Here is a 19,988-nt window from a genome sequence, read left to right as displayed (position 1 = left end):
AAACCCTCCCCACGCACACACGAATCGCCCCACACCGCAAACCCCCGCGCCACACAACCACACAACCACACAACCACACAACCACACCCGAAACCCGCCCCACGGTCTCAAAAATCGCCCCTCACCGCGAACCCCCACGCCCCCCCTCCTCAGCGCGGCTGAATCAGCTGCACTTCGCGCCCGGCCGCCCAGGCGTCGTAGTCCACCCTTACCTCGTCGTGCTCCACCACGCAGGGAAGCTCAACCCGGGCCCGGGCGCTGCCTACAAGCCTGAGATCTGCGGGAATCAGGGTGCTCAGGCTTTTTTGCTCCGGGGGCAACGTCGCCGACGCCGGGCTGACCTTCGAGGGGTTTAGACGCAGCGCGAAAGCTTCGGGCGATGTACTGAAATCAAGGACGCCGGTCACGCGTCGCCCCTCCCGATGCCAGGTGGCCTCAAGGCCCGCTGCCTCATAGCGGCCCTCCACCAACACGGGGATCTCAAGGGTGGTGAGCCCCTTGTCTCCGGAGGCCTGCTGCCCCGGGCAGAGAAGCCCGGTCTGCTCCAGACTCTGGCGCTCGCTGGCCAGCTGCACCACCAGCTCACCCAGCCTCTCGGGCAAGGGGGCCTGGCCATCGCCCGGGAGCGCGTCGGACCACTGCACGATCAGACGGGTGCCGTTGACCAGCGCGATGCGTACCCCGGAGCGCTCATCGCCCAGGGGGCTTGAGCACCGGGTCCAGTCCCGGGATGCAGCGCGTGCGGCGTCGCTACGAGAAACCTGGCGAGCGTCGACGACCATGCTCTCCCGCGCGCGGACCGCGCTCCCCTCACAGGTCAACTCATAGTCAATCCGTCCGCTCAGACGCTCAAAGTTCCAGCTCTCTCGCCGCGCCACGCCCCACTCGGCCATGAATTCCTGATGATGCCTCTCGATGGGGCGCGCCGCGGGCACGTCGTAGCTGAAGGAATCAAACACCACGTTCGACGCCGAGCCACTTGTGCGCTGCTCGGTGAGCTGACCGTGGGTCAGCTTGACCTCATGAACCACGCGCCCCTCCTGGCAGGGGCGCGCTATAAGACGCGCCTCGCGGGCCTGCAGATCGACACGGTAGACCTCCGAGAGCTCGCAGGTGCTGCTCGTATTCAACGGGCTCCATCGCAGCGTCACCACGTAGAGGGACTCGATGACCGATCCGGGGCGCTGACCGGCTGGCCCCGGCTCGCAGTCATCCTCACCCGCACAGATCAGCGCGGGACGCCCCCCTTGCACCGCCTGGGCCTGGGCCAGCTCGCAGCCATCGACCCCATCGCAGAGCGTGGCGACTGCCTCCTCCAGCGTCCAGGGGGCCACCCGATCCTGGCGTGGTGCGGGCTCTGGCGAGTCCGGACGCGACGTCGCCCCGCGGGCACATCCCACCAAAAACCCCATCGCCACCATGCCTGCCATCATCGCGTTTCGTGTCATCGCGCTCACCCTCATGTCCATCGCATTGCCATCATCGGAGCGCCCCTTGCGGCGCAGACTCGGGCGCACCTGCGTCACTCGCCGCGCCAGAGTCTACGCCGCAAGGGGTTCCCGGGACAAAGGCCCTGCCCGGCGGCTCTTTCCCCGGATGACGCCGCGTCGTTTGACTGCTAGGAGCATGCATCCCCCCTTTCGGGGCGATCGAGCGCGTGGTCCGACCCACGCGTTTCCCCCCCTTCTCACCTGACGAGCCTGACGATGACCGACGCCCGACTGACACACGACCTGGTAGACCGTTCCGGGAACATCTGCGAGCTCTGCGGCGCCCACCACGAGCTTGCCCCCTTCGGAGTGGCCCCCTTCGAGGCCGAGAGCGCCGAACACGCCGCCCTGCTCTGCGCCGGCTGCCGCACCCAGATCAGCGGCGAGGACGCCGAACTCGATCCGACCCACTGGTTCTGCCTGCAGGAGGCCATCTGGAGCCCGGTGGCACCGGTGCAGGTTTTGAGCTACCGGCTCTTGCACAGGCTGGCCCCCCGCGCCACCTGGGCGGCCGACCTGCTGGCCCAGGCCTACCTCCCCGACGAGGTGCTTGCCTGGGCCGAAAAGGGAATCCACACCCCCGACGATGACGCCCCGCGCACCCTCGACAGCAACGGCACCGAGCTTAGCGAGGGCGACGCCGTCACCCTGATCAAAGACCTCGACGTCAAAGGCACCTCCTTTGTGGCCAAGCGCGGCACCCTGGTCAAAGGCATCCACCTCACCGACAACCCCGAACACGTCGAGGGCCGCGTCAACGGCACGGTGATCGTGCTCAAGACGATGTTTTTGAAGAAGGCCTGAGCCGGCGGGGTCTCGCCGGGGGTTTGCGATATGGGGAGTTGGTGCGGGCGGCCGGGGTTCGCGATGTTCGCAGGTGTGGTTGAAGCGTTTCGGGTTCGCGGGTTGTGGTTGGGTGGTTGGGTGGTTGGGTGGTTGTGGGGCACCGAGGTTTGCGGCGGTGGTCGATTCGTCTGGGCGGTCGTGCCAGGGTCGAGTTCCAACACAAGGTCGAGAACGAGCCCGAGATCGAGCCCGAGATCGAGCCCGAGATCGAGTTCGAGCCCGAGATCGAGCCCGAGATCGAGCCCGAGATCGAGCCCGAGATCGAGCCCGAGATCGAGCCCGAGATCGAGCCCGAGATCGAGCCCGAGATCGAGCCCGAGATCGAGTTCGAGCCCGAGATCGAGTTCGAGCCCGAGCCCGAGTTCGAGTTCGAGTTCGAGATCGAGCCCGTGCCCGAGCCCGAGCTCGAGCCCCCCCTCCCAGACCACACGCTCCCCCCCGTCCGAGCTCCGCTGGCCCTCCCCACAGGCTCCCCCTGCCCCGGTGCCGCCACCTCACCTGCCCGCGCCGCCCTCTCCGAGCCCCGACCCGGGGGGGGCCCCTCCCCCCCGCAGGGCTTCCCGAGCCTCTTTTTTGCGCCGCCAGCGCTCCGCCCACCCTCCTTCAGCCTCATCGGAGCGCCGCCAGCGCTCCGGCCTGGCTACGTGTGCCCCGTCGCCGCAGCTCACCTCCCTCCCGCGGGCTCGGCCTGCCCGGGAGGGGGGAGGTCACCTCCCCCCTCCCGGGCTGCCTTAGCCCACAAATAGCCCCCGCATCCGGGCACTCGGCCGCGTGTGCCTCTCCGCGGCCGGCGACGACGAGGAGAGCCGCCAGGAGGTGCACCACTACGCCGACGTCTTTCTGGAAGCCACCGGCTGGCAGCCCATGCTTCTGGCAGCTTTCGCCGGCGCGATGCCCTTCTCGCGCTACGGCTTTATGAAGCGCCTGATCATGCGCTCGGCCGGGCGCCGGGGGTTCGCGATGTTGGGAGCTTCGGTCGGGCGCCGGGGGGCGCGCGGGTTGGGGTTAGGTGGTTGAGTGGTTGGGTGGTTGTGGGGCGCCGAGGTTTGCGGTGGTGGTCGATTCGTGCGGGCGTTCTTCAAAGTTTTTTATGGTGAGGTCGAGTACGAGTACGCGCTACCAGTACCAGTACGAGCACGAGTACACGCTACCAGTACCAGCACCAGTACGAGTACGCGCTACCAGTACGAGCACGAGCATGAGCAACCAGCTCAAGCATTTTCACGAGCTTCTCGATCAAATGGCCCCCCGGCCCCCCTCACCAAACCGAATCCTTAGAGCGCCCCCGCAATCTCCCGCCACGCCTCCAACTCCGGAATCCCCGGCTTGCGCGCGCCGAAGAAGAGCGCGATCACCTCGCCATCCTTGTCAAAAACCTCCAGGGCGGTGACGTCGCCGTCGACGGTGGGCTTGGTCACAACCCAGGCCTGGGCGATCTCGCCATCTTTGAGGTGCAGGTTAAAGGCCGGGTCGAGCACGTTGAACCACTCCCCGGTGCGCACCAGCTTGTTGACCTTGCCGCTGTAGATCTGGATGCAGCCCTTGCTGCCCACGAACACCATGATCGGAACCTCGTTGTCTCGCGCGACCTCGAGCACGGTGACGGCGCTCTCGTTGCTGACCTGGCGAGCGTAGCCCTCGGGAGCCAGGCGCAGCGCCTGGGTGCGGGTCACGCCGTACTCGCGCAGCATGCCGAAGAAGTCGTGGGTGTCTTGAAGCTCGCGCCAGGTCTTCTGAAACCCTTCCACGTCGATCTCGGCGTCGGGGGTCTCCGGATCTTTTGCTTTTTTGGCCTTCGCCTCCAGATAAGGCGTCTGGTCGGCGGCGGTGTGTTCCTGAACGAAAGAATCCCAGGCGGCCTCGTCGGTCTTTTTGGTCAGGTAGACCTTGTGCACGGCCGTGCCGTCGATGTCGAAGAACTGCAGGCTCTTGCGCACGCCGTTGCGGAAGGGAACTTCCACCGCAAAGCCGTGATGCCAGGACCACATAAAGAGGCGCAGATCGATCATCGGATTGAGCACCAGGCCGGCCTGCCCGTTGAACGAGATATCTTCGTAGCGGCCGTGCACCTCGTGCACCGCCGACTCGTTGCGGGTCAGCGCCATGACCTCGCCAAAGGCCTCAAAGCCCTTGATCATCTCCTTAAAATCCCCCTCCAGGCGCACCACGCTCTGGCCGATCTGGCTTGCCAGCAGCTCGCCCTCGCTCACACCGAGGCGCTCAGCGGCGCGGCGAGCGCGGATGTTGGGCTCGCTCTCTTTGAGGGTGTGGAGTTGGTTGAGAAGTTGCGAAGGATCAGGGGTGTGGGTGCTCAGCATGGTGTCGCCTCCGTTGCAGTGTGGTCGTCAAAAGAAAGCCGGTCCCCGAGCACGACGACCTGCAGGGCGCCGGTGCGGGGGTGGTCGACGATGTCGGCGTCGACCCCGAAATGGGTTGCCAGTAAGTCGGTGGTTAAAACGTGGTGCGGGGCGCCGATGGCCTGCAGCTGCCCCCGGGCCATCAGGGCGATGGTGTCGGCGAAGCGGGCCGCCAGGTTGAGATCGTGCAACACGCAGATCACCCCCACGCCCAGCTCACAGAACTCCCGGGCCACCCGCAGCGCCGAGAAGGCGTGGGCGACATCGAGCTGGGAGGTAGGCTCATCGAGCAAGAGGTAGCGGGCGTCGTCGCGCTCCGGCCCGACCTGGGCAAGCACCCGAGCAAAATGCACCCGCTGGCGCTCTCCGCCCGAGAGGGTGGTGTAGGCCCGCTCGGCCAGGTGCTCGATGCCCACAAGACGCAGGCAGTCACGGGCGATGACCTCGTCGACGCGGCTCACGCGCCCCTCGTTGAGCGGCTGGCGGCCCATCAGCACCACGTCGATCACCGGGAAGGGGAAGGTCAGCGCTGGCGACTGGGGCAGGAGCGCGCGGCGCCTGGCGAGCGCGTCGAGGCGCCAGCGATGCAACGCCCGGTCGTCGAGTTTGACTTGACCCGACTCCTCTCGCAGCTCGCCGGAGAGCGCGCCCAGGAGCGTGGACTTTCCGGCGCCGCTGGGGCCCACCACCGCCAGAAACTCGCCAGGGCGCACCCCGAGGCTGATGTTCTCGACGATCGTGTTACCCCCCAGGCGCACGCTGAGTTCATGGGCACGAAGCTCACTCATCGTTGACCTCGTCGCGCATCGCTAAGCCATTGTTTTTCTGATCAAAAATCATCAGCGCACCCCTCTGAGCTGGCGCGTAAGCAGCCATAAGAAGAAAGGCGCGCCGATAAGCGAGGTGATCACGCCGATGGGAAGCTCCGCCGGCGCGGCCACGGTGCGGGCCAGGGCGTCGGCGCCGACCAGAAGCGCCGCGCCCAGCAGCGCCGAGCCCGGGAGCACCAGGCGATGATCGGCGCCACCGGCAAGCCTCAAAAGATGCGGGACCACCAGGCCCACAAAGCCGATCATCCCGGAAAAGCCCACGCTCGCCCCGACGGCCAGCGCGCTCAGCGCCACCACGCGTTTTTTGACGCGGTTGGCGTCGATGCCCAGATGGTAGGCCTCCGACTCGCCCAGAAGCATCGCGTTGAGCTGGCGCTGCTGGGAGAGCAGAAGCCCGATGGCGATGAGCGCCACCGGGGTGGCCAGCATCAGGGTCTTCCAGCTTGCGGTGGTCAGGCTCCCCAGGGTCCACAGGGTGAAGTCGCGAAGCTCCGTGTCGCTCGACGCATAGATCAAGAGGCCCAGCCCGGCGCCGCAGAACGCGTTGATGGCGATGCCGGCCAGAAGCATCGTGGCCACGTCGGTGCGGCCGCCACGGGTGGCCAGGCGGTAGACGATCATCGTGGCGATGAGGCCGCCCACAAAGCCGGCGGCCGGGATCATCGCGCCGGCGACAAATCCGGTGAGCGAGCCTCCCAGCATCATCGCGCAGGCCACGCCCAGCGAGGCGCCGCTGGAGACGCCAATCAATCCCGGATCGGCCAGCGGGTTGCGGAAGATCCCCTGCAGCGCCGCACCGCTCACCCCCAGTGTGGCACCGACCAACGCGCCGAAGAGCACGCGCGGGGCGCGGATCGAGCCCACCACAGCCAGGTGCATCGCGTCGGCGCTGGTGCTCCCGAAGATCAGGCTCATCAACGCCGCCCACACCTCACCGGGGGCGATGGCGACCGCGCCGGCGCCCAGGCTGAGAAGCCCCACCAGCGCCAGCACCCCGCTTAAGCCCACCAGCGCGGCCCTGCGGCGCCGCGCCCGGTCCGAAGCACGCGCGCTGGGCGCTGTGCCCACCTCGGGGCTATGGGGGATCGCCGCGCTCATCCTTACTTCTCCGCGCGCTCAAGGTTGGAGAAGCCCGCGCTCAGCTCGCTGACCGCCTCCCCCAGACGCGGGCCGTAGCCCAGCAGCTTCAGATCGTCGATGGCGACGACCTGGCCGGTGGCCGCAGCCGGCGTCTCGGCCATGCCCGGCAGCTCCCAGACCTTCTCGGCGCCGCCCAGGCTCTTCAGACCTTTTTCGGTCATCACCACCACATCGGGCGCCGCGGCGATCAGCCCCTCGGCGCTCATCGGGCGAAAATCCTCGTACTCGGTCACAAGGTTGGCGCCGGCGAGTTCGATGGCGGTGGCCGCGCTGGTGCCCCGGCCGCCGATGAGCAGCGTGCCCTGGCCGCGGGCGTACACAAAGATCGCGCGCAGGCCTTCGTCGACCTGCGAGGCGGCGGCTTCGGCCTTCTCAAGCTCCGCGTCGAGCTCGGCCACAAGCGCCTCGGCCTCATCGCTGCGCCCCAGCGCCTCGCCAACCTTCAGAATGCGCTCCCGCGCGCTGGCCACATCGGTGGGCTCTTCAAAGACGGTGACCTCGACGCCGGCGCCTTTGAGCTGGTCGACCACCTCGGCCGGGCCCACGCCTTCGGTGGCGAGCACGCGATCGGGGCGATTGGAGAGCACCGCCTCCACCGAGGTCATGCGGTAGTAATCGAGCGAGGCAACTTCGGTGGCCTCAGGCGGATACTGCGCAGACTTGTCGGCGGCGACGACCTGATCGCCGGCGCCCAGCGCGAAGGCGATCTCGGCAATGGCGCCGCCGAGCACGACCAGGCGATCGGCTTCAACGGCGTCGTCCGCTGCGGCGGCCTCTTCACCTTCGGCGCCCTCGCCATCTTGCGCTGCGGCGCTGGCCTCGGCGGTGGGCGCGGCGCTGCTATCGGCAGCGCCGGAGTCGCAGGCCAGCTGGGAGGCGGCGCAGGCCACCACCAGGATCATCGCCAGAGACGCGAGGAGGCGATCGGCGCGGCGAACACGCGTCGGTTCTATGGGCGTCAGGTCGGCGTTTGCCGCGTCATTGCTCATCTCAGAGTCCTTTTTCATGTCCGTTCAGACGCCTCTTCGCGAGGCGACTCACTTAAAGTCGAACTCGGAGATATTGAAAAACAATTTCATTATCAAGCAGAGATTGAAAATCGGTTTCAATTTCAATTTCTCTTTGACAGTCCTTCCGCCGGTCATTATCCCTCCTAATTGAAACTGGTTTTCAATATCGAACCACTTGCAGTGAATCCACCATGTCGACCCGCAGCCCCTTCTCGCTATCCGCGCTCACCCCGGCCCGCTCCCTGGGAGCCCTGGCCCTCGTCCTGACGCTGGGCCCGAGCTACGCCTTCGCGCAGGACGCTCCCGCGCCCGGCGATACCGCGGAGGCAAGCGCCGACGCCCCGGCCGAAGACCGCGACGACGAGCGCACCACGCCTGAGGATGAGGAGGCTCCCGAGGCCGACGACAGCCTCACTGCCCCCATTTCTTCCCAGCCCGAGCGCCGCACACGCCAGGCCCGCGGCAAAGTGGTGGTCACCGGCACCCGTCGCGCCCAACGCGTCGAAGACAGCCCGGTGCCGGTCACGGTGATCGACCGCGAGGCGATCGAAGCCTCCGGCGCCCGCGACGTCTCCGAGATCCTGGCCGCCCAGGCCGGCGTGGAGCTCGTGCCCACCGTCGGCGGCACCGGCGTGCGCCTGCAGGGCATGGACTCCGACTATGTGCTGATCCTCATCGACGGGCAGCGCGTGGCCGGGCGCATCAACGGCGTCGTCGATCTGGACCGCTACAACGCCCGCAACATCGAGCAGGTCGAGATCCTGCGCGGCCCGGGCTCCGCCCTCTACGGCGCCGACGCGATGGCCGGGGTCATCAACATCATCACCCGCAAAAGCGATGAGCCCTACGAGGCCGAGGCCACCCTGGGCTACGGCCAGCGCAACCAGCTTGAGGCCGGCGGCCGCGCCGGAATGCGCCGCGAGGGCTGGCGCGCCCACCTGGAGGCCAACCACCGCCAGGCCGATGGCTACGATCTCTCGCCAGAAGACATCTTCTCGACCGGCAGCTCCTACAATGAGACGCAGGCCGGGCTGGGCGGGGCGGCGAATCTTGGCGAGCACTGGGAGCTGGGCGCGCGCGGATCCTATCTGGTGCGTCGCCAGGAGCGGGTCGACGCCGGCGCCTCGCGCGCGGTCTTCGACCGCCTCAACGCCTATGAAGACGCGCTGGGCTCGATCTACGCCGAGCGCCGTGGCGAGGGGCGGCTGCGCACCACGGCCACCTTCCAGGTCTTTCGTAACCAGTTCTTCTACGACCAGCGCCGCTCCGATGCGCTGGATCGCTACGAGGACAGCCGCGAGACCCAGGCGATCGTCGAGAGCGTCTATGAGCGCTCTTTGAGCGACACCAACATCCTGACCGTCGGCGTCGAAGGCGCGCTGCACCGCTTCGACTCCGAGCGACTTCGGGAAGGAGGTGGCGAGCGCGATCGCCTGGCGCTTTTTGCCCAGGATGAGTGGTTTTTTGGCGACGCCCAGCAGCTGGTGGTGATGCCCGGCATCCGCCTCGATCTGGACTCCCAGTACGGCTTTCACCCCAGCCCCGCCCTCTCGGCCCGCTATCAAGTCGTCGAGGAGCTCAACGTGCTGGGCAGCGCGGCGATGGCCTACCGCGCACCGAGCTTTCAGGAGCTCTTGCTCGACTTTGAAAACCCGGCGGTGGGCTACGTGATCGAGGGCAACCCCGATCTGGAGCCGGAGACCTCGCGCTCCTTTCAGCTCGGCGCGCTCTGGAGCCCGCTGGAGCGGCTTGATGTCGAGGTCAACCTCTTCTGGAACGAGCTCGATAATCTCATCGGCACCACGACCACCGAGAGCGCCGGCGCCGGCCAGGCGCTGGTCTTCAGCTACACCAACATCGCCAGCGCCCGCACCCGGGGGATCGAGTCGATGCTGCGCGTGCGCCCAGGCAAAGGCGTGCGCCTGGAGCTGGGCTACACGCTCACCGACACCCTGGACCGTGAGCTCGACCGCCCTCTGGAGGGCCGCGCCCCCCACCGGCTCAGCTTCACGCTCGGGGCCGACCGCCTGCCCCTGGGAATCAAAGCCAACCTGCGCGCCCAGCTCACAAGCGAGCGCACCTACTACTTCGACGGCACCACCGAGCTCGCCGAGCCCGACACCGCGCCGCCCTCGGCGCTCGTTGACGCGCACGTGTGGCGCGACTTTGGCGAGCATGTTTCGGTGTCTCTGCGCGGCACCAACCTCTTGAACCAGGGCGATGCGCGCTTTTTACCCATCGCCCCGCGCGCCCTCTTTGCGTCTCTGAGCGCGCGTTACTGACCTTTCACACCCTTCGCACACGCCAACCCTAACCCATTGAATATTTTGGAGTTTCAACATGAAGCATCTTTCAAAAAACCTGATCTGGCGCCTTCTAGTGGCGCTTCTCATCGCCGGCACGGCCAGCGCATGCGCCAACGATCTTCGCGACGACGTGAATGCCGAAGAGCCCGACACCGACACCGACCCGGACACCGACGGTGAGGAGTACGACTGGCAGCAGATCACGATCGACTCGCAGGACGCCGAGAACTTCCAGTTCCTGAACCTTCTCGACGCGGAGCTCGTCGAGGGCACCGACTTCGACCAGGAGAACTGGCACCTGGCGCTGCAGCGTTTTCAGATCCTGGTCAACGGCGGGGTCAGCGGCGCCGGCTCGGTCAGCGTGCAGATCCTGGAAGGCGAAGATTTTGAAGCGCTCAGCGAAGCGCCGGCCGGCACCTACATCACTGATGTGCAGGGCGAGCCGGATGAGCGGGGGCAGAACCCGGGGCTGGTCTTCCAGCAGGAGGGGGCCTGGTATGAGTACGACCAGAGCAACCACACGCTCACCGCGCGCGACCGCGTCTACGTGCTGCGCCTGAGCGAAGAGGATTATGTGAAGGTCCAGCTCCTCGACTACTACGACGAGGCCGGCACCTCCGGCTTTGTCACCCTGCGCTTCGACAGCATCGCCGCGCCCACTGGCGAGGTCACGCTGCCGGACGTCGAAGACCCTGAAGATCCCGAAGATCCGGAAGATCCCGAAGACCCGGAAGATCCCGAAGATCCGGTCGAAGGCGCCTTCACCATCGACGCCTCGTCCAGCGAGGCCTGGACCTACGTCTCGCTCGTCGACAAAGACGCTGTCAGCGTCAGCGACGCGACCACCGAGCTGGTCTGGGATATCGCCATCAAACGCACCAGCTTCCAGACCAACAGCGGCGTCAGCGGCGCGGGCCTGGCCGGCGCGCTTCCCCTTAACGCTGAGGCGGACTTCGAGACCCTGAGCACCACCAACACCCTGGGCTTTGTGGTCGACACGATGGAGGCTCCCGCAGGCCCCCCCGGCGCCGAGCCCGTGGCCCAGAACGCCGCGCTCTCCAGCTGGTTTGACTACGACATGACCACCCACACCGTCAGCCCGGCCGAAGGCGTCTTTGTGGTGCGCCTGGCCGACGGCACCTACGGCAAACTTCAGATCCTCAGCTACGAGGGCGGCGTCTACGAGCTTGTCTTCGAGGCGATCGACGCGGTGATTGAAGCGACCACCCTGGAGGTCGACGCCTCCGACGCCGAGAGCTGGGCCAACATCTCGCTGACCCTGGGTCAGGTTGTGGAGGATGGCGCGCGCTGGGATATCGGCTTTAAGAACTACCAGGCCCGCGCCTTCGGCGGCACCACCGCCCCGGAAGGTTCGGTGGCGGTGCTCGCCATCGAAGACGACTTTGAGGCCATCACCGAAGCGCCGGCCGAAGGCTTTGAGGTCGATGAGACTCTGACCATCCAGCCCTCCGGCGCCGAGTATTCGGGCAATCCGGTGCTGGCCGACTGGTACGACTACGACTTCACCACCCACACGGTAAGCCCGGCCGACAAAACCTTTGTGGTGGCGCTTCAAGACGGCGGCTACGCCAAACTCCGCGTCGACGCGTTTGCCGATGGCGTCTACACGCTGCGCCTGGCCTACACCGGTCCCAACGCCTCGATGTTCTGATCAGGACGCCTGGCTGCACCTCGCCGCACATGTGTCGACAAGGTGTGACGCTCCTACAATGCCAATGAGGCGCAGAAGGTTGCCCTGAACGAAAAAACCCCGGCGGTGCGATGCACCGCCGGGGTTTTTTCGTTCAGGGCGCCGAGCCTCAGGAAGCGCTCAGACCTTTTGTGTAACGAGAACCATCAGGGGCACATGGTGCCGGGAGGAGGCGCGTTGTAATAACAAGTCTCGGACTGCGTTGAGGTCGAGGAGGTGCAGCTTCCCGAGGAGCAGGTGCGCGTGGTCACCGAGCGACTCCGGTGCGAGAACTCACAGAGAGGGGCGAATGAGCACGAGGACCAGTTGCCGTAGGTGGTGCCCGCCCCGCAGCTTGTGCCGTTGGACGCGTTGCAGCTCCCGGTTTCGGTGAAGTTGTTGCTTGTGCAGTTTCCGTTGCTGCAGGTGCGCTCGGTGCGCGTGCGGGTGCGGCTGCCGGTGCACTGACCGCTGGCGACGCTGCACGACGACCAGTTACCCCTGGTCGTACCCGAGCCGCAGGTGGTGCCGTTGGCCCGGTTGCAGCTCTGCGATTCAGTGAATTGGTTGCTTGTGCAGTTTCCGTTGCTGCAGGTGCGCTCGGTGCGCGTGCGGGTCTGGGTGCCCGAGCAGGCACCGCTGGCGATGCTGCACGTCGACCAGTTCGACCAGGTCGTACCCGAACCGCAGGTGGTGCCGTTGGCCCGGTTGCAGCTCTGGCTCTCGGTGAAGTTGTTGCTCTGGCAGCTCCCGCCGCTGCACGTGCGTTCGGTGCGGGTGCGCGTCTGAGTGCCCGAGCACTCGCCGCTGGCGATGCTGCACGTCGTCCAGTCGGTGTGGGTCGTGCCCGCTCCACAGGTGGTGCCGGGAGCCACGGTGCGCGTGCAGCTCCCGTTTTCGGTAACGGTGTTCGACTGGCAGGTTCCGCCCGAGCAGGTCCGCGTGGTGACCTCCCGAGACCGCGTGCCGATGATGTCACACACGTCGGCAAAGCCGCTGCAGGCCGTCCAGGGCGTCTCAGTGACGCCAGCACCACAGCTGCTGCCGGCGGTGGTGCGCGTGCAGCTGGCGCTGTCGGTCTCGGTGCGAGTCAGCGTGGCGCAGCCGCCGTCGGTGCATTCGCGGTAGGTCACCGTGCGGGTGCGGCTTCCCTGGGTGGAGCACTCGGTGGCGTAGGAGCAGTCGCTCCAGGCGCCGTTCTCGTCGGCGCCACAGCTCAGCCCATCGGTGCTGCGCGCGCAGCCGGCGGTGTCGGTCTCGGTGCGGCTGGACTGGGCGCAACTTCCGCCCTGGCAGGCGTACTCGGTGATGGTGCGGGTGCGGCTGCCGCTGGTCGAGCAGGTCGCGTCCTCGTAGCTGCAGCTCGACCAGTCACCGACGACATCGTCCTGACACTCCACGCCGGTGGTGTCGCGGGTGCAGATCTGGCTCTCAGTGTCGGTGCGCGTGGAGCATTCACCGCCGTTGCACTCGCGATAGGTCACCATGCGCGACTGCGTCCCGGTCTGGCCACACACCCCGTTGAAGCCTTCACACGGGCTCCAGTCTCCGTAGGTCTCCTCACCGCAGCTCTCACCGGTGGTGGAGCGGCTGCAGGACTCCACCTCGGTGTCGACGCGCTCCACGCACTCACCACTTCCACACTCGAAGTAGGTCACGGTGCGGCTGCGCTCGCCAGTCTGATCGCAGACGCTGTCAAAGCCACCACACTCGCTCCACTCGCCGGCCTCGGGGGTGCCGCAGGCCTGGTCGTCGGTGTCGAGCACGCAGCTCTCAAACTCTTCTTCTTCGACGACGTCGCAGCCGCCTTCGGCGCAGACAAAACTGGTGATCACGCGCCGACGCTCACCCTCGGTCGAGCACACGCCCTGCTCACCGGCGCCCTGGCACTGCCCCCATTCGCCAATGACCGTCTCGCCACATTCGAGCGCGTCGGTCTCGCGGGTGCAGCTCTCAGTCTCCACCTCCTCGACGATCTCGCAGGTCATCTGATCGCCACAGACGTAGCTCGTGACCAGGCGCTCGCGGGTGCCCACCTCAGCACAGATGCCCTCGCCGAAGTCGCACTCGCTCCAGGGCGATTCGACCGGCGGCTGGCAATCTTCGTTAAGCTCGCACATCTTGCCCGGATCGCAGGCTTCACAGTCGGGGCCGCCGCAGTCGATGTCGGTCTCTTCGCCGTTCTGCAGGCCGTCTTCGCAGGTCGGCACCACGCAGCTTCCGTCGAGGCATTCGGCGCCCTCCTCGGTGCAACTCTCGTCACCGGAGCAGGCTCCGTAGCAGACCCCGCGGTAGCAGGTCTGCTCGGCGGCGCACTCGACCGCGTCGCAGTCCTGGACCACACAGGCGCCCTCAAAGCAGCGCGAACCCGCCTCGCAATCATCTGGCGATTCGCAGGCGTCGTAGCAGACCGCGCGGTAGCAGGATTTTCCGGGAGCACATTCGATGGTGGCGCAGCTCTCATCGACGCAGACCTCACCGGTGCAATAGCCGGAGGCGCAATCCGACGACGCCTCACAGGACTCGCCAAGCTCGCAGGCTCCGCAGTCGGGTCCGCCACAATCCACCCCACTCTCCTGGCCATTTTGCACGCCATCGTCGCAGGAGGGCGCCGGGGTCACATCGGCATCGGGTGGCCCGACATCCTCGCCAGCATCCTCGAGGGGCGTGTCCGGCGAGCCGCTATCGAGCTCGACGTCCTCACCGGGAAGCACGGCCGCGTCGTCGTCGGTGTTGCAGGCAAAGGTGGCGGTGATGAAAAACACCATCAACCAACCCAATGCCCGTCGGGGCATCTTCGTGTTCAAAACGTGCATAACATAGCTCCAGTATGCGTTTGGGGGTGGGCCTCCACCAGCGGAACGCAGGCCGAGATCATCGCAATCAGCTTCATCCCTCGCATCCCTCTCAACGCGTGACGACATGGCCTTCCCCCCGGTGGCCGGTCGATCTGTCAAGAGGGCGGCGAGTACCGCGGATGGGGTGCTGATTCTCTTCGTTGTGGGAATAACTCCTGGTTGCAACACTAAGTAAATACCCACCCACAACACAAGTGACGCTCGCTGCCCCCACGCGGGAGGCGGACGGCGCGAGGTGCGCAATGAGCGGGCGCAAACAAAACGACCCGACGCCAGGGGGCGTCGGGTCGTTTTTAGGTTCGGCTGGCAAGATCACGCCACCGAAGCAGGAACATCCTCACATCGTGGTGCCTGATGAAGACGATGTTGCCTCAGGGACAGAGGAACCCTTCCAGGCAGCGGCCGCCGCTGCAGCAGCCTCCCATGCCACTGGGCCCGGTGCAGGGCGCGCCCTCAAAACAAGTGCCCCGACAGTCGCAGATGCCCGATGACGCGCAGGTTCCGAGCGCCCCGTCACAGGAGCAGGGCGAGCCTACCGGGCGAGTGCAGGGACGCGTCTCGGTCTCGGTGACATTGCTGCAGCTGCCATTGGAGCAACGTCGGTACGTCACGCTGCGTGCTTCATTGCCGCCGCAGGTTCCCGCGAACACCAGACACTGGCCCCAGCTGCCATACGAGGTCGAGCCACAGCTGGTGCCGTCGGTGTTGCGCGCACACCCGGCAGTATCGGTCTCGGTCGCCGTGCGCGTGGAGCAGCTCCCACCCGAGCACTCCCGGTAGGTCACGGTGCGGGTGCGGCTGCCGCTGGTCGAACATTCGTTGGCGTAGCTGCAGCTCGACCAGTCGCCATTTGTGAAACTTCCACAGGTGGTGCCGTCGGTGTTGCGCGTGCAGGTCTGGCTCTCGGTGGCGGTGCGCGTGGAGCATTCACCGCCGTTGCACTCGCGATAGGTCACCGTGCGCGACTGCGTCCCGGTCTGCCCGCAGACACCGCTGAAGCCCTCGCAAGCGCTCCAATCGCCGTAGGTCTCATCGCCGCAACTTACCCCGGTGGTGGCGCGCAGGCAGCTCTCGGTCTCGGTATCCACACGCTCGTTGCACTCACCGCCATCGCACTCAAAGTAGGTCACGGTGCGGCTGCGTGTGCCATCCTGATCACACACGCTGTCAAAGCCGCCGCACGCGCTCCACTCACCGGTCTCCGGCGCGCCGCAGGCCTGGGCGTCGGTGTCGAGCACGCACGCCTCAAACTCCTCTTCCTCCACAACCTCACAGCCGCCTTCGGCGCAGACGTAGCTGGTGATCACCCGGCGACGCTCACCCTCGGTGGTGCACACGCCCTGCTCGCCAGCGCCCTGGCAGGCGCCCCACTCGCCAATCACCGTCTCGCCACACTCAAGGTCGTCGGTCTGGCGGGTGCACTCCTGCGTCTCCACCGCTTCGTTGACCTCACAGGTCATCGCGTCGCCGCAGCTGTACGTGGTCACGGTGCGGGTCTGAGTTCCCACCTCGGCGCAGGCGCTCTCGCCAAAGTCGCAGTCGCTCCAGGGGGTCGCGAGCGGCTCCTGGCAGTCCTCGCCAGCTTCACACATCTTGCCCGGCGCGCAGGCGTCGCATTCGCTTCCGCCGCAGTCGATATCGGTCTCATCGCCGTTCTGCAGGCCGTCGTCGCAGGTCGGCACCACGCAGCTGCCCTCCACGCACTCGGCGCCTTCCTCGCTACAACCTTCATCGCCGGTGCACGCGCCGTAGCACACGCCGCGGTAGCAGGTCTCACTGGCGGCGCACTCCGCCGTCGAGCAGTCCAGAGGCAAACACGAGCCCTGGTAGCAGCGGGAGCTCGGGTCGCAGCCGTCGGCGTCTTCGCAGGCCAGGTAGCACACGGCGCGGTAGCACGCTTCGTCGTCGGCGCAGGCCACATCGGCGCAGCTCTCATCGACGCAGACATTCTCCGTGCAGAAGCCCGACTCGCAGTCGGTGGCCTCGCCACAGCTCTCCCCGAGCGCGCAGGGGGCGCAGGCGCCGCCGCAGTCCACCGCGCTCTCATCGCCGTTCTGAACGCCGTCGTCACAGGAGGGCGCCGGCTCCGTGTCCGCATCGGGCTCTCCGAGGTCGGGCTGCCCCACATCCAGGTCAGCGTCGGGCTGGCCTGAATCCAGATCTCCGACATCATTGCCGACGCCGGGGCGGTTCACCCCGCTGTCTTCGACATTACACGCGATCACAAACACGAAGATCGCGGCGATCCATCACGTCTTCTGCAGGGAACGCTGACCTCGAATCCACTGAACCATAGACCTTTTTCCCAAAAACATGACACGGTCGACGCCTACCGGCCGGCGACACTCGCCGCGGCTACATCGCTTCTTACCCCCGGATCCGACACACGCTCGGCAGCGAACGCGGGCCCGACGTCGGGTGGCGAGCTGAAGGGCTCGTCCTTTACGATGGATGGCATAACTCCTGACCGATAGCTTAGGGTAAATTTTGCGTATTTTTCAAGTTTCACGACACGTTACAGGACATTCCACATGACCTCATGGCACCTCCCCAAAAGCCCCGAACGCATCGTCTGCCTGACCGAAGAGACCACCGAGCTGCTCTATCTGCTCGGCGAAGAGCGGCGCATCGTAGGCATCAGCGCGTACACCGAGCGGCCAGCGCGGGCCAAACGCGAGAAGCCGGTGGTTTCGGCCTTTATCGGCGGAAGCGTCAAGAAGATCGCTGCGCTCAAGCCCGATCTGATCATCGGCTTTTCGGACATTCAGGCCGAGCTTGCCCATGATCTGATCAAGGCGAATCTGCCGGTGGCCATCTTCAACCAGCGCAGCCTCCAGGAGATCCTGGAGGTGATGGTGATGGTGGGCACCCTTGTGGACAGGCGCGCCGAGGTGCTGGAGCTGGTGGGGGGGTACATCGCGCGGCTGGAAGCCGCGCGGGAGAGAAGCGCCGCCGCGAAGCGGCGGCCGCGCATCTATTTTGAGGAATGGGACGAGCCGCGCATCACCGCCATCCAATGGGTCAGCGAGCTCATTGAGGTGGCCGGCGGCCAGAACATCTTTGCCGAGAAGTCCGCTGGCAAACTCGCAAAAGAGCGTTTTGTCGACGACGCCGCCATCATCACCGCCAACCCGGAGCTGATCCTGGCAAGCTGGTGCGGCAAGCCCGTCGACATCGTCAGCATCCGCAATCGACCGGGCTACGCCGAGCTGGAAGCGATCGAGCACGATCGCATCATCGAGCTCGACCCGGCGATCATCCTGCAGCCCGGCCCGGCCTGCTTGAGCGCCGGGCTCGACGCGCTGGAGGCGGCGATCCGCCCGCTAGCCGAAGGCTAAGATCAACGACGTTTCGGCGCCTCCAACCTCATTTGACCTGTCCGGGGCCCATCAAACAAAAAGCCCCGACGCCAGATTAAGGCGTCGGGGCGATTCTCTCAGATACCGCGTCTGATACCAGAGCAGCATGGATCGACCGGAGTTCTCAGCTCCGGTCAGCACGCTCGCTCTTACATCTCAGCAATACAGCGCACCGGATTCATCGGATCGTAAGGCACACACTGCGTGCCGTCCTCGTTGCAACATCCCATTTCGCCCCCCGAAGCCTCACACTCAATCAGAGGCTCGCATACTCGCGGTTCGATTTCACACAGACCGCACTGTCCGCTATTGCAACAGCCGCGTCCGCAATCAATATCATGGGAGCACTCAAGAATTAAACAGGGGCCATCTTCGTACGTACGGGAGACCGCGTTGCAACCACCGGCCCCATCGCAACGCGACGACCACTCCGTCACAACCCAGGTACCGCCTTCGCATACCCGTGTGTCCACCGGGATCAGCCCATCGCAGCTTGTACCGGCCTCGGCATAACAATCCTGCTCTTGCATCACGTCAAAGCTCTGGCACTCTCCATTCAGGCAGCTGCGGTCAGTGCGCGTGCGCGTCTGGCTTCCCGTGCATTCATTTATCGCGATGCGACACGCACCCCAGTTTCCGGTGATAGGCTCTCCACAGCTGACTCCGTCGGTGCCCGACGTTCTCTCGCAATCGCGCGTTTCGGAGAATGTCCGGGTCTCGCAGCTGCCGCCGGAGCACGTCCCTACCGTCACTTCACGAAATTGCGTGCCGGTCATATCGCAAACATCATCAAAGCCGCCGCAGCGCGACCACTCCGTCTCCTGGAGCGTCCCACAGCTCTGTCCCTCGGTATCGAGTTCGCAAACCTCGGTCTCAACACGTTCAACCGGATCACAGCCCCCTTCGCGGCATACGTAATAAACATCAACCCGGCGACGCTCGCCGCGCGTTGAGCAGGCAGGCTCGCCGCGAACAGGCTCACATCCGCTCCAGCGGCCTTCAACCGGATCGGCGCATTGCACCTCGCCAACCTCACGGGTGCACTCGAGGTCCTCGACCTCTTCAACAGCTTCGCAGGTTCCCGAATCACCACAGCTAAAGCGGGTCACCGTGCGGCTCTGGGTGCCGACCAGCGCGCAGATGTTATCGCCGAACTCACACTCGCCAAACTCGGGTTCGATTGGCGCCTGGCAGTCCTGGCTTTCTTCGCACATCTTGCCCACCACGCAGGCCTCGCATTCGCTTCCGCCGCAGTCGACGTCGCTCTCATCGCCGTTCTGCAGGCCGTCATTGCAGGTGGGCACCACGCAGCTGCCCTCCACGCACTCGGCGCCCTCCTCCGAGCAGCTCTCATCATCGGTGCAGGCCCCGTAGCAGACGCCGCGGTAGCAGGTCTCGCTCGCGGTGCACTCGGCCGTCGAGCAGTCCAGGGGCACGCACGCGCCCTGGTAGCAGCGGGAATTCGGGTCGCAGCCGTCGGCGTCTTCACACGCCAGGTAGCACACCGCGCGGTAGCACGCTTCATCGTCGGCGCACTCCACATCGGCGCAGCTCGCATCGACACACACATTGCCGGTGCAGAAGCCCGACTCGCAGTCGGCGGGAGCCTCGCAGCTCTCACCCAGCGCACAGGGAGCGCAGGCACCGCCGCAGTCCACAGCGCTCTCATCGCCGTTCTGGATGCCGTCGTCGCAGGAGGGCGCAGGCTCCGTGTCCGCATCGGGCTGGCCGCTGTCAGGCTGCCCACTATCCGGCCGGCCGCTGTCGAGCTCGGCGTCGGGCTGACCGACGTCCAGATCGCCCGAATCCTCCCCGACCTGGCCTGTGTCTTCATCGCCCTCGCCAGGCCGCAGCACCGCGCCGTCGTCGACGTTACACGCGCTGATCACAAAGAGCAGACAGATCATCGCCGTGATCCGCCTGCTCCATCCCAAACCATCTGTCCAGAGATCTCGCATATTGACCCTCATCGAAGTTATCTCGCGCCGAGATTCAAGCGCCACGACATCGACGTGGCGCACCTCCGGGCGCGCATATCGACGTCCATATCGCTCTGCCAATTGACCTTGCGGTCAGTTTACGTGAACAGATGTAAAAGCAAA

At 66.0% G+C, this 19,988-nt stretch carries 14 protein-coding genes; 6 read left to right on the top strand and 8 right to left on the bottom strand.

Annotation, left to right across the window (positions count from 1 at the left end; translation table 11 throughout):
• Window positions 1-149 precede the first annotated feature (149 nt).
• Window positions 150-1,448 (bottom strand): hypothetical protein, encoded by a 1,299-nt coding sequence (locus tag FRC96_RS07190; RefSeq protein WP_146973828.1) that lies wholly within the window; start codon window positions 1,446-1,448, stop codon window positions 150-152.
• A gap of 258 nt (window positions 1,449-1,706) precedes the next feature.
• Here FRC96_RS07190 and FRC96_RS07185 point away from each other — a divergent pair, with 258 nt between their 5' ends.
• The 3 genes from FRC96_RS07185 to FRC96_RS07175 all read left to right on the top strand — a co-directional run bounded on the left by FRC96_RS07185 (window position 1,707) and on the right by FRC96_RS07175 (window position 3,353).
• Window positions 1,707-2,294: a PhnA domain-containing protein gene (locus FRC96_RS07185; RefSeq protein ID WP_146973827.1), complete on the top strand. Its 588-nt coding sequence runs from the start codon at window positions 1,707-1,709 to the stop codon at window positions 2,292-2,294.
• A gap of 128 nt (window positions 2,295-2,422) precedes the next feature.
• Window positions 2,423-3,082 (top strand): hypothetical protein, encoded by a 660-nt coding sequence (locus FRC96_RS21885; protein WP_230469968.1) that lies wholly within the window; start codon window positions 2,423-2,425, stop codon window positions 3,080-3,082.
• A gap of 25 nt (window positions 3,083-3,107) precedes the next feature.
• Window positions 3,108-3,353: a flavodoxin domain-containing protein gene (locus tag FRC96_RS07175; RefSeq protein ID WP_230469967.1), complete on the top strand. Its 246-nt coding sequence runs from the start codon at window positions 3,108-3,110 to the stop codon at window positions 3,351-3,353.
• A 257-nt stretch (window positions 3,354-3,610) separates the two neighbouring features.
• Here FRC96_RS07175 and FRC96_RS07170 read toward each other — a convergent pair whose 3' ends face one another.
• The 4 genes from FRC96_RS07170 to FRC96_RS07155 are packed head-to-tail and all read right to left on the bottom strand — an operon-like array spanning window position 3,611 to window position 7,652.
• Entirely contained in the window at window positions 3,611-4,654 is a 1,044-nt protein-coding gene (locus FRC96_RS07170) for a hemin-degrading factor (RefSeq protein WP_146973825.1), read from the bottom strand.
• Complete coding sequence (locus FRC96_RS07165; RefSeq protein WP_146973824.1) at window positions 4,648-5,481, bottom strand: heme ABC transporter ATP-binding protein; 834 nt, start codon at window positions 5,479-5,481, stop codon at window positions 4,648-4,650. Before FRC96_RS07165 ends, FRC96_RS07170 begins: the two co-directional genes overlap by 7 nt.
• 51 nt (window positions 5,482-5,532) lie before the next feature.
• Complete coding sequence (locus FRC96_RS07160) at window positions 5,533-6,621, bottom strand: FecCD family ABC transporter permease (RefSeq protein WP_146973823.1); 1,089 nt, start codon at window positions 6,619-6,621, stop codon at window positions 5,533-5,535.
• 2 nt (window positions 6,622-6,623) lie between these two features.
• A complete protein-coding gene (locus FRC96_RS07155) occupies window positions 6,624-7,652 on the bottom strand; it encodes a heme/hemin ABC transporter substrate-binding protein (RefSeq protein WP_230469966.1) in 1,029 nt (342 codons plus the stop codon).
• Between the two features lie 212 nt (window positions 7,653-7,864).
• Between FRC96_RS07155 and FRC96_RS07150 the strand changes: the two genes are divergently transcribed.
• Both FRC96_RS07150 and FRC96_RS07145 read left to right on the top strand, forming a co-directional pair.
• A complete protein-coding gene (locus FRC96_RS07150; protein ID WP_146973821.1) occupies window positions 7,865-9,955 on the top strand; it encodes a TonB-dependent receptor plug domain-containing protein in 2,091 nt (696 codons plus the stop codon).
• A 58-nt stretch (window positions 9,956-10,013) separates the two neighbouring features.
• Entirely contained in the window at window positions 10,014-11,651 is a 1,638-nt protein-coding gene (locus FRC96_RS07145) for an HmuY family protein (protein ID WP_146973820.1), read from the top strand.
• Window positions 11,652-11,836: 185 nt separating this feature from the next.
• Here FRC96_RS07145 and FRC96_RS07140 read toward each other — a convergent pair whose 3' ends face one another.
• Window positions 11,837-14,485, bottom strand: coding sequence for a hypothetical protein (locus FRC96_RS07140; RefSeq protein ID WP_146973819.1), 2,649 nt, complete (start codon window positions 14,483-14,485; stop codon window positions 11,837-11,839).
• Window positions 14,486-14,898: 413 nt separating this feature from the next.
• Window positions 14,899-16,752, bottom strand: coding sequence for a hypothetical protein (locus FRC96_RS07135; protein ID WP_146973818.1), 1,854 nt, complete (start codon window positions 16,750-16,752; stop codon window positions 14,899-14,901).
• Window positions 16,753-17,058: 306 nt separating this feature from the next.
• On the opposite strand from FRC96_RS07135, the gene FRC96_RS07130 reads away from it, so the two are divergent.
• On the top strand, window positions 17,059-17,865 hold the full coding sequence (locus tag FRC96_RS07130; RefSeq protein ID WP_146973817.1) for an ABC transporter substrate-binding protein: 807 nt from the start codon (window positions 17,059-17,061) through the stop codon (window positions 17,863-17,865).
• A 170-nt stretch (window positions 17,866-18,035) separates the two neighbouring features.
• Here the strand turns inward: FRC96_RS07130 and FRC96_RS07125 are convergent, their stop codons facing one another.
• Window positions 18,036-19,793 (bottom strand): hypothetical protein, encoded by a 1,758-nt coding sequence (locus FRC96_RS07125; protein WP_146973816.1) that lies wholly within the window; start codon window positions 19,791-19,793, stop codon window positions 18,036-18,038.
• Window positions 19,794-19,988: the final 195 nt, after the last annotated feature.

Source organism: Lujinxingia vulgaris (genome assembly GCF_007997005.1).
Lineage (GTDB): Bacteria > Myxococcota_A > Bradymonadia > Bradymonadales > Bradymonadaceae > Lujinxingia.
This window is presented reverse-complemented; position numbering and strand designations above follow the sequence as displayed.

Excerpts from the sequence above, each read along its gene's own strand:
- FRC96_RS07170 (WP_146973825.1), bottom strand. The coding sequence starts at position 4,654 with ATGCTGAGCACCCACACCCCTGATCCTTCGCAACTTCTCAACCAACTC.
- FRC96_RS07160 (WP_146973823.1), bottom strand. The coding sequence starts at position 6,621 with ATGAGCGCGGCGATCCCCCATAGCCCCGAGGTGGGCACAGCGCCCAGC.
- FRC96_RS07185 (WP_146973827.1), top strand. The coding sequence starts at position 1,707 with ATGACCGACGCCCGACTGACACACGACCTGGTAGACCGTTCCGGGAAC.
- FRC96_RS07130 (WP_146973817.1), top strand. The coding sequence starts at position 17,059 with ATGACCTCATGGCACCTCCCCAAAAGCCCCGAACGCATCGTCTGCCTG.
- FRC96_RS07155 (WP_230469966.1), bottom strand. The coding sequence starts at position 7,652 with ATGAGCAATGACGCGGCAAACGCCGACCTGACGCCCATAGAACCGACG.
- FRC96_RS07165 (WP_146973824.1), bottom strand. The coding sequence starts at position 5,481 with ATGAGTGAGCTTCGTGCCCATGAACTCAGCGTGCGCCTGGGGGGTAAC.
- FRC96_RS07145 (WP_146973820.1), top strand. The coding sequence starts at position 10,014 with ATGAAGCATCTTTCAAAAAACCTGATCTGGCGCCTTCTAGTGGCGCTT.
- FRC96_RS07140 (WP_146973819.1), bottom strand. The coding sequence starts at position 14,485 with ATGCACGTTTTGAACACGAAGATGCCCCGACGGGCATTGGGTTGGTTG.
- FRC96_RS07190 (WP_146973828.1), bottom strand. The coding sequence starts at position 1,448 with ATGACACGAAACGCGATGATGGCAGGCATGGTGGCGATGGGGTTTTTG.
- FRC96_RS07150 (WP_146973821.1), top strand. The coding sequence starts at position 7,865 with ATGTCGACCCGCAGCCCCTTCTCGCTATCCGCGCTCACCCCGGCCCGC.
- FRC96_RS07125 (WP_146973816.1), bottom strand. The coding sequence starts at position 19,793 with ATGATCTGTCTGCTCTTTGTGATCAGCGCGTGTAACGTCGACGACGGC.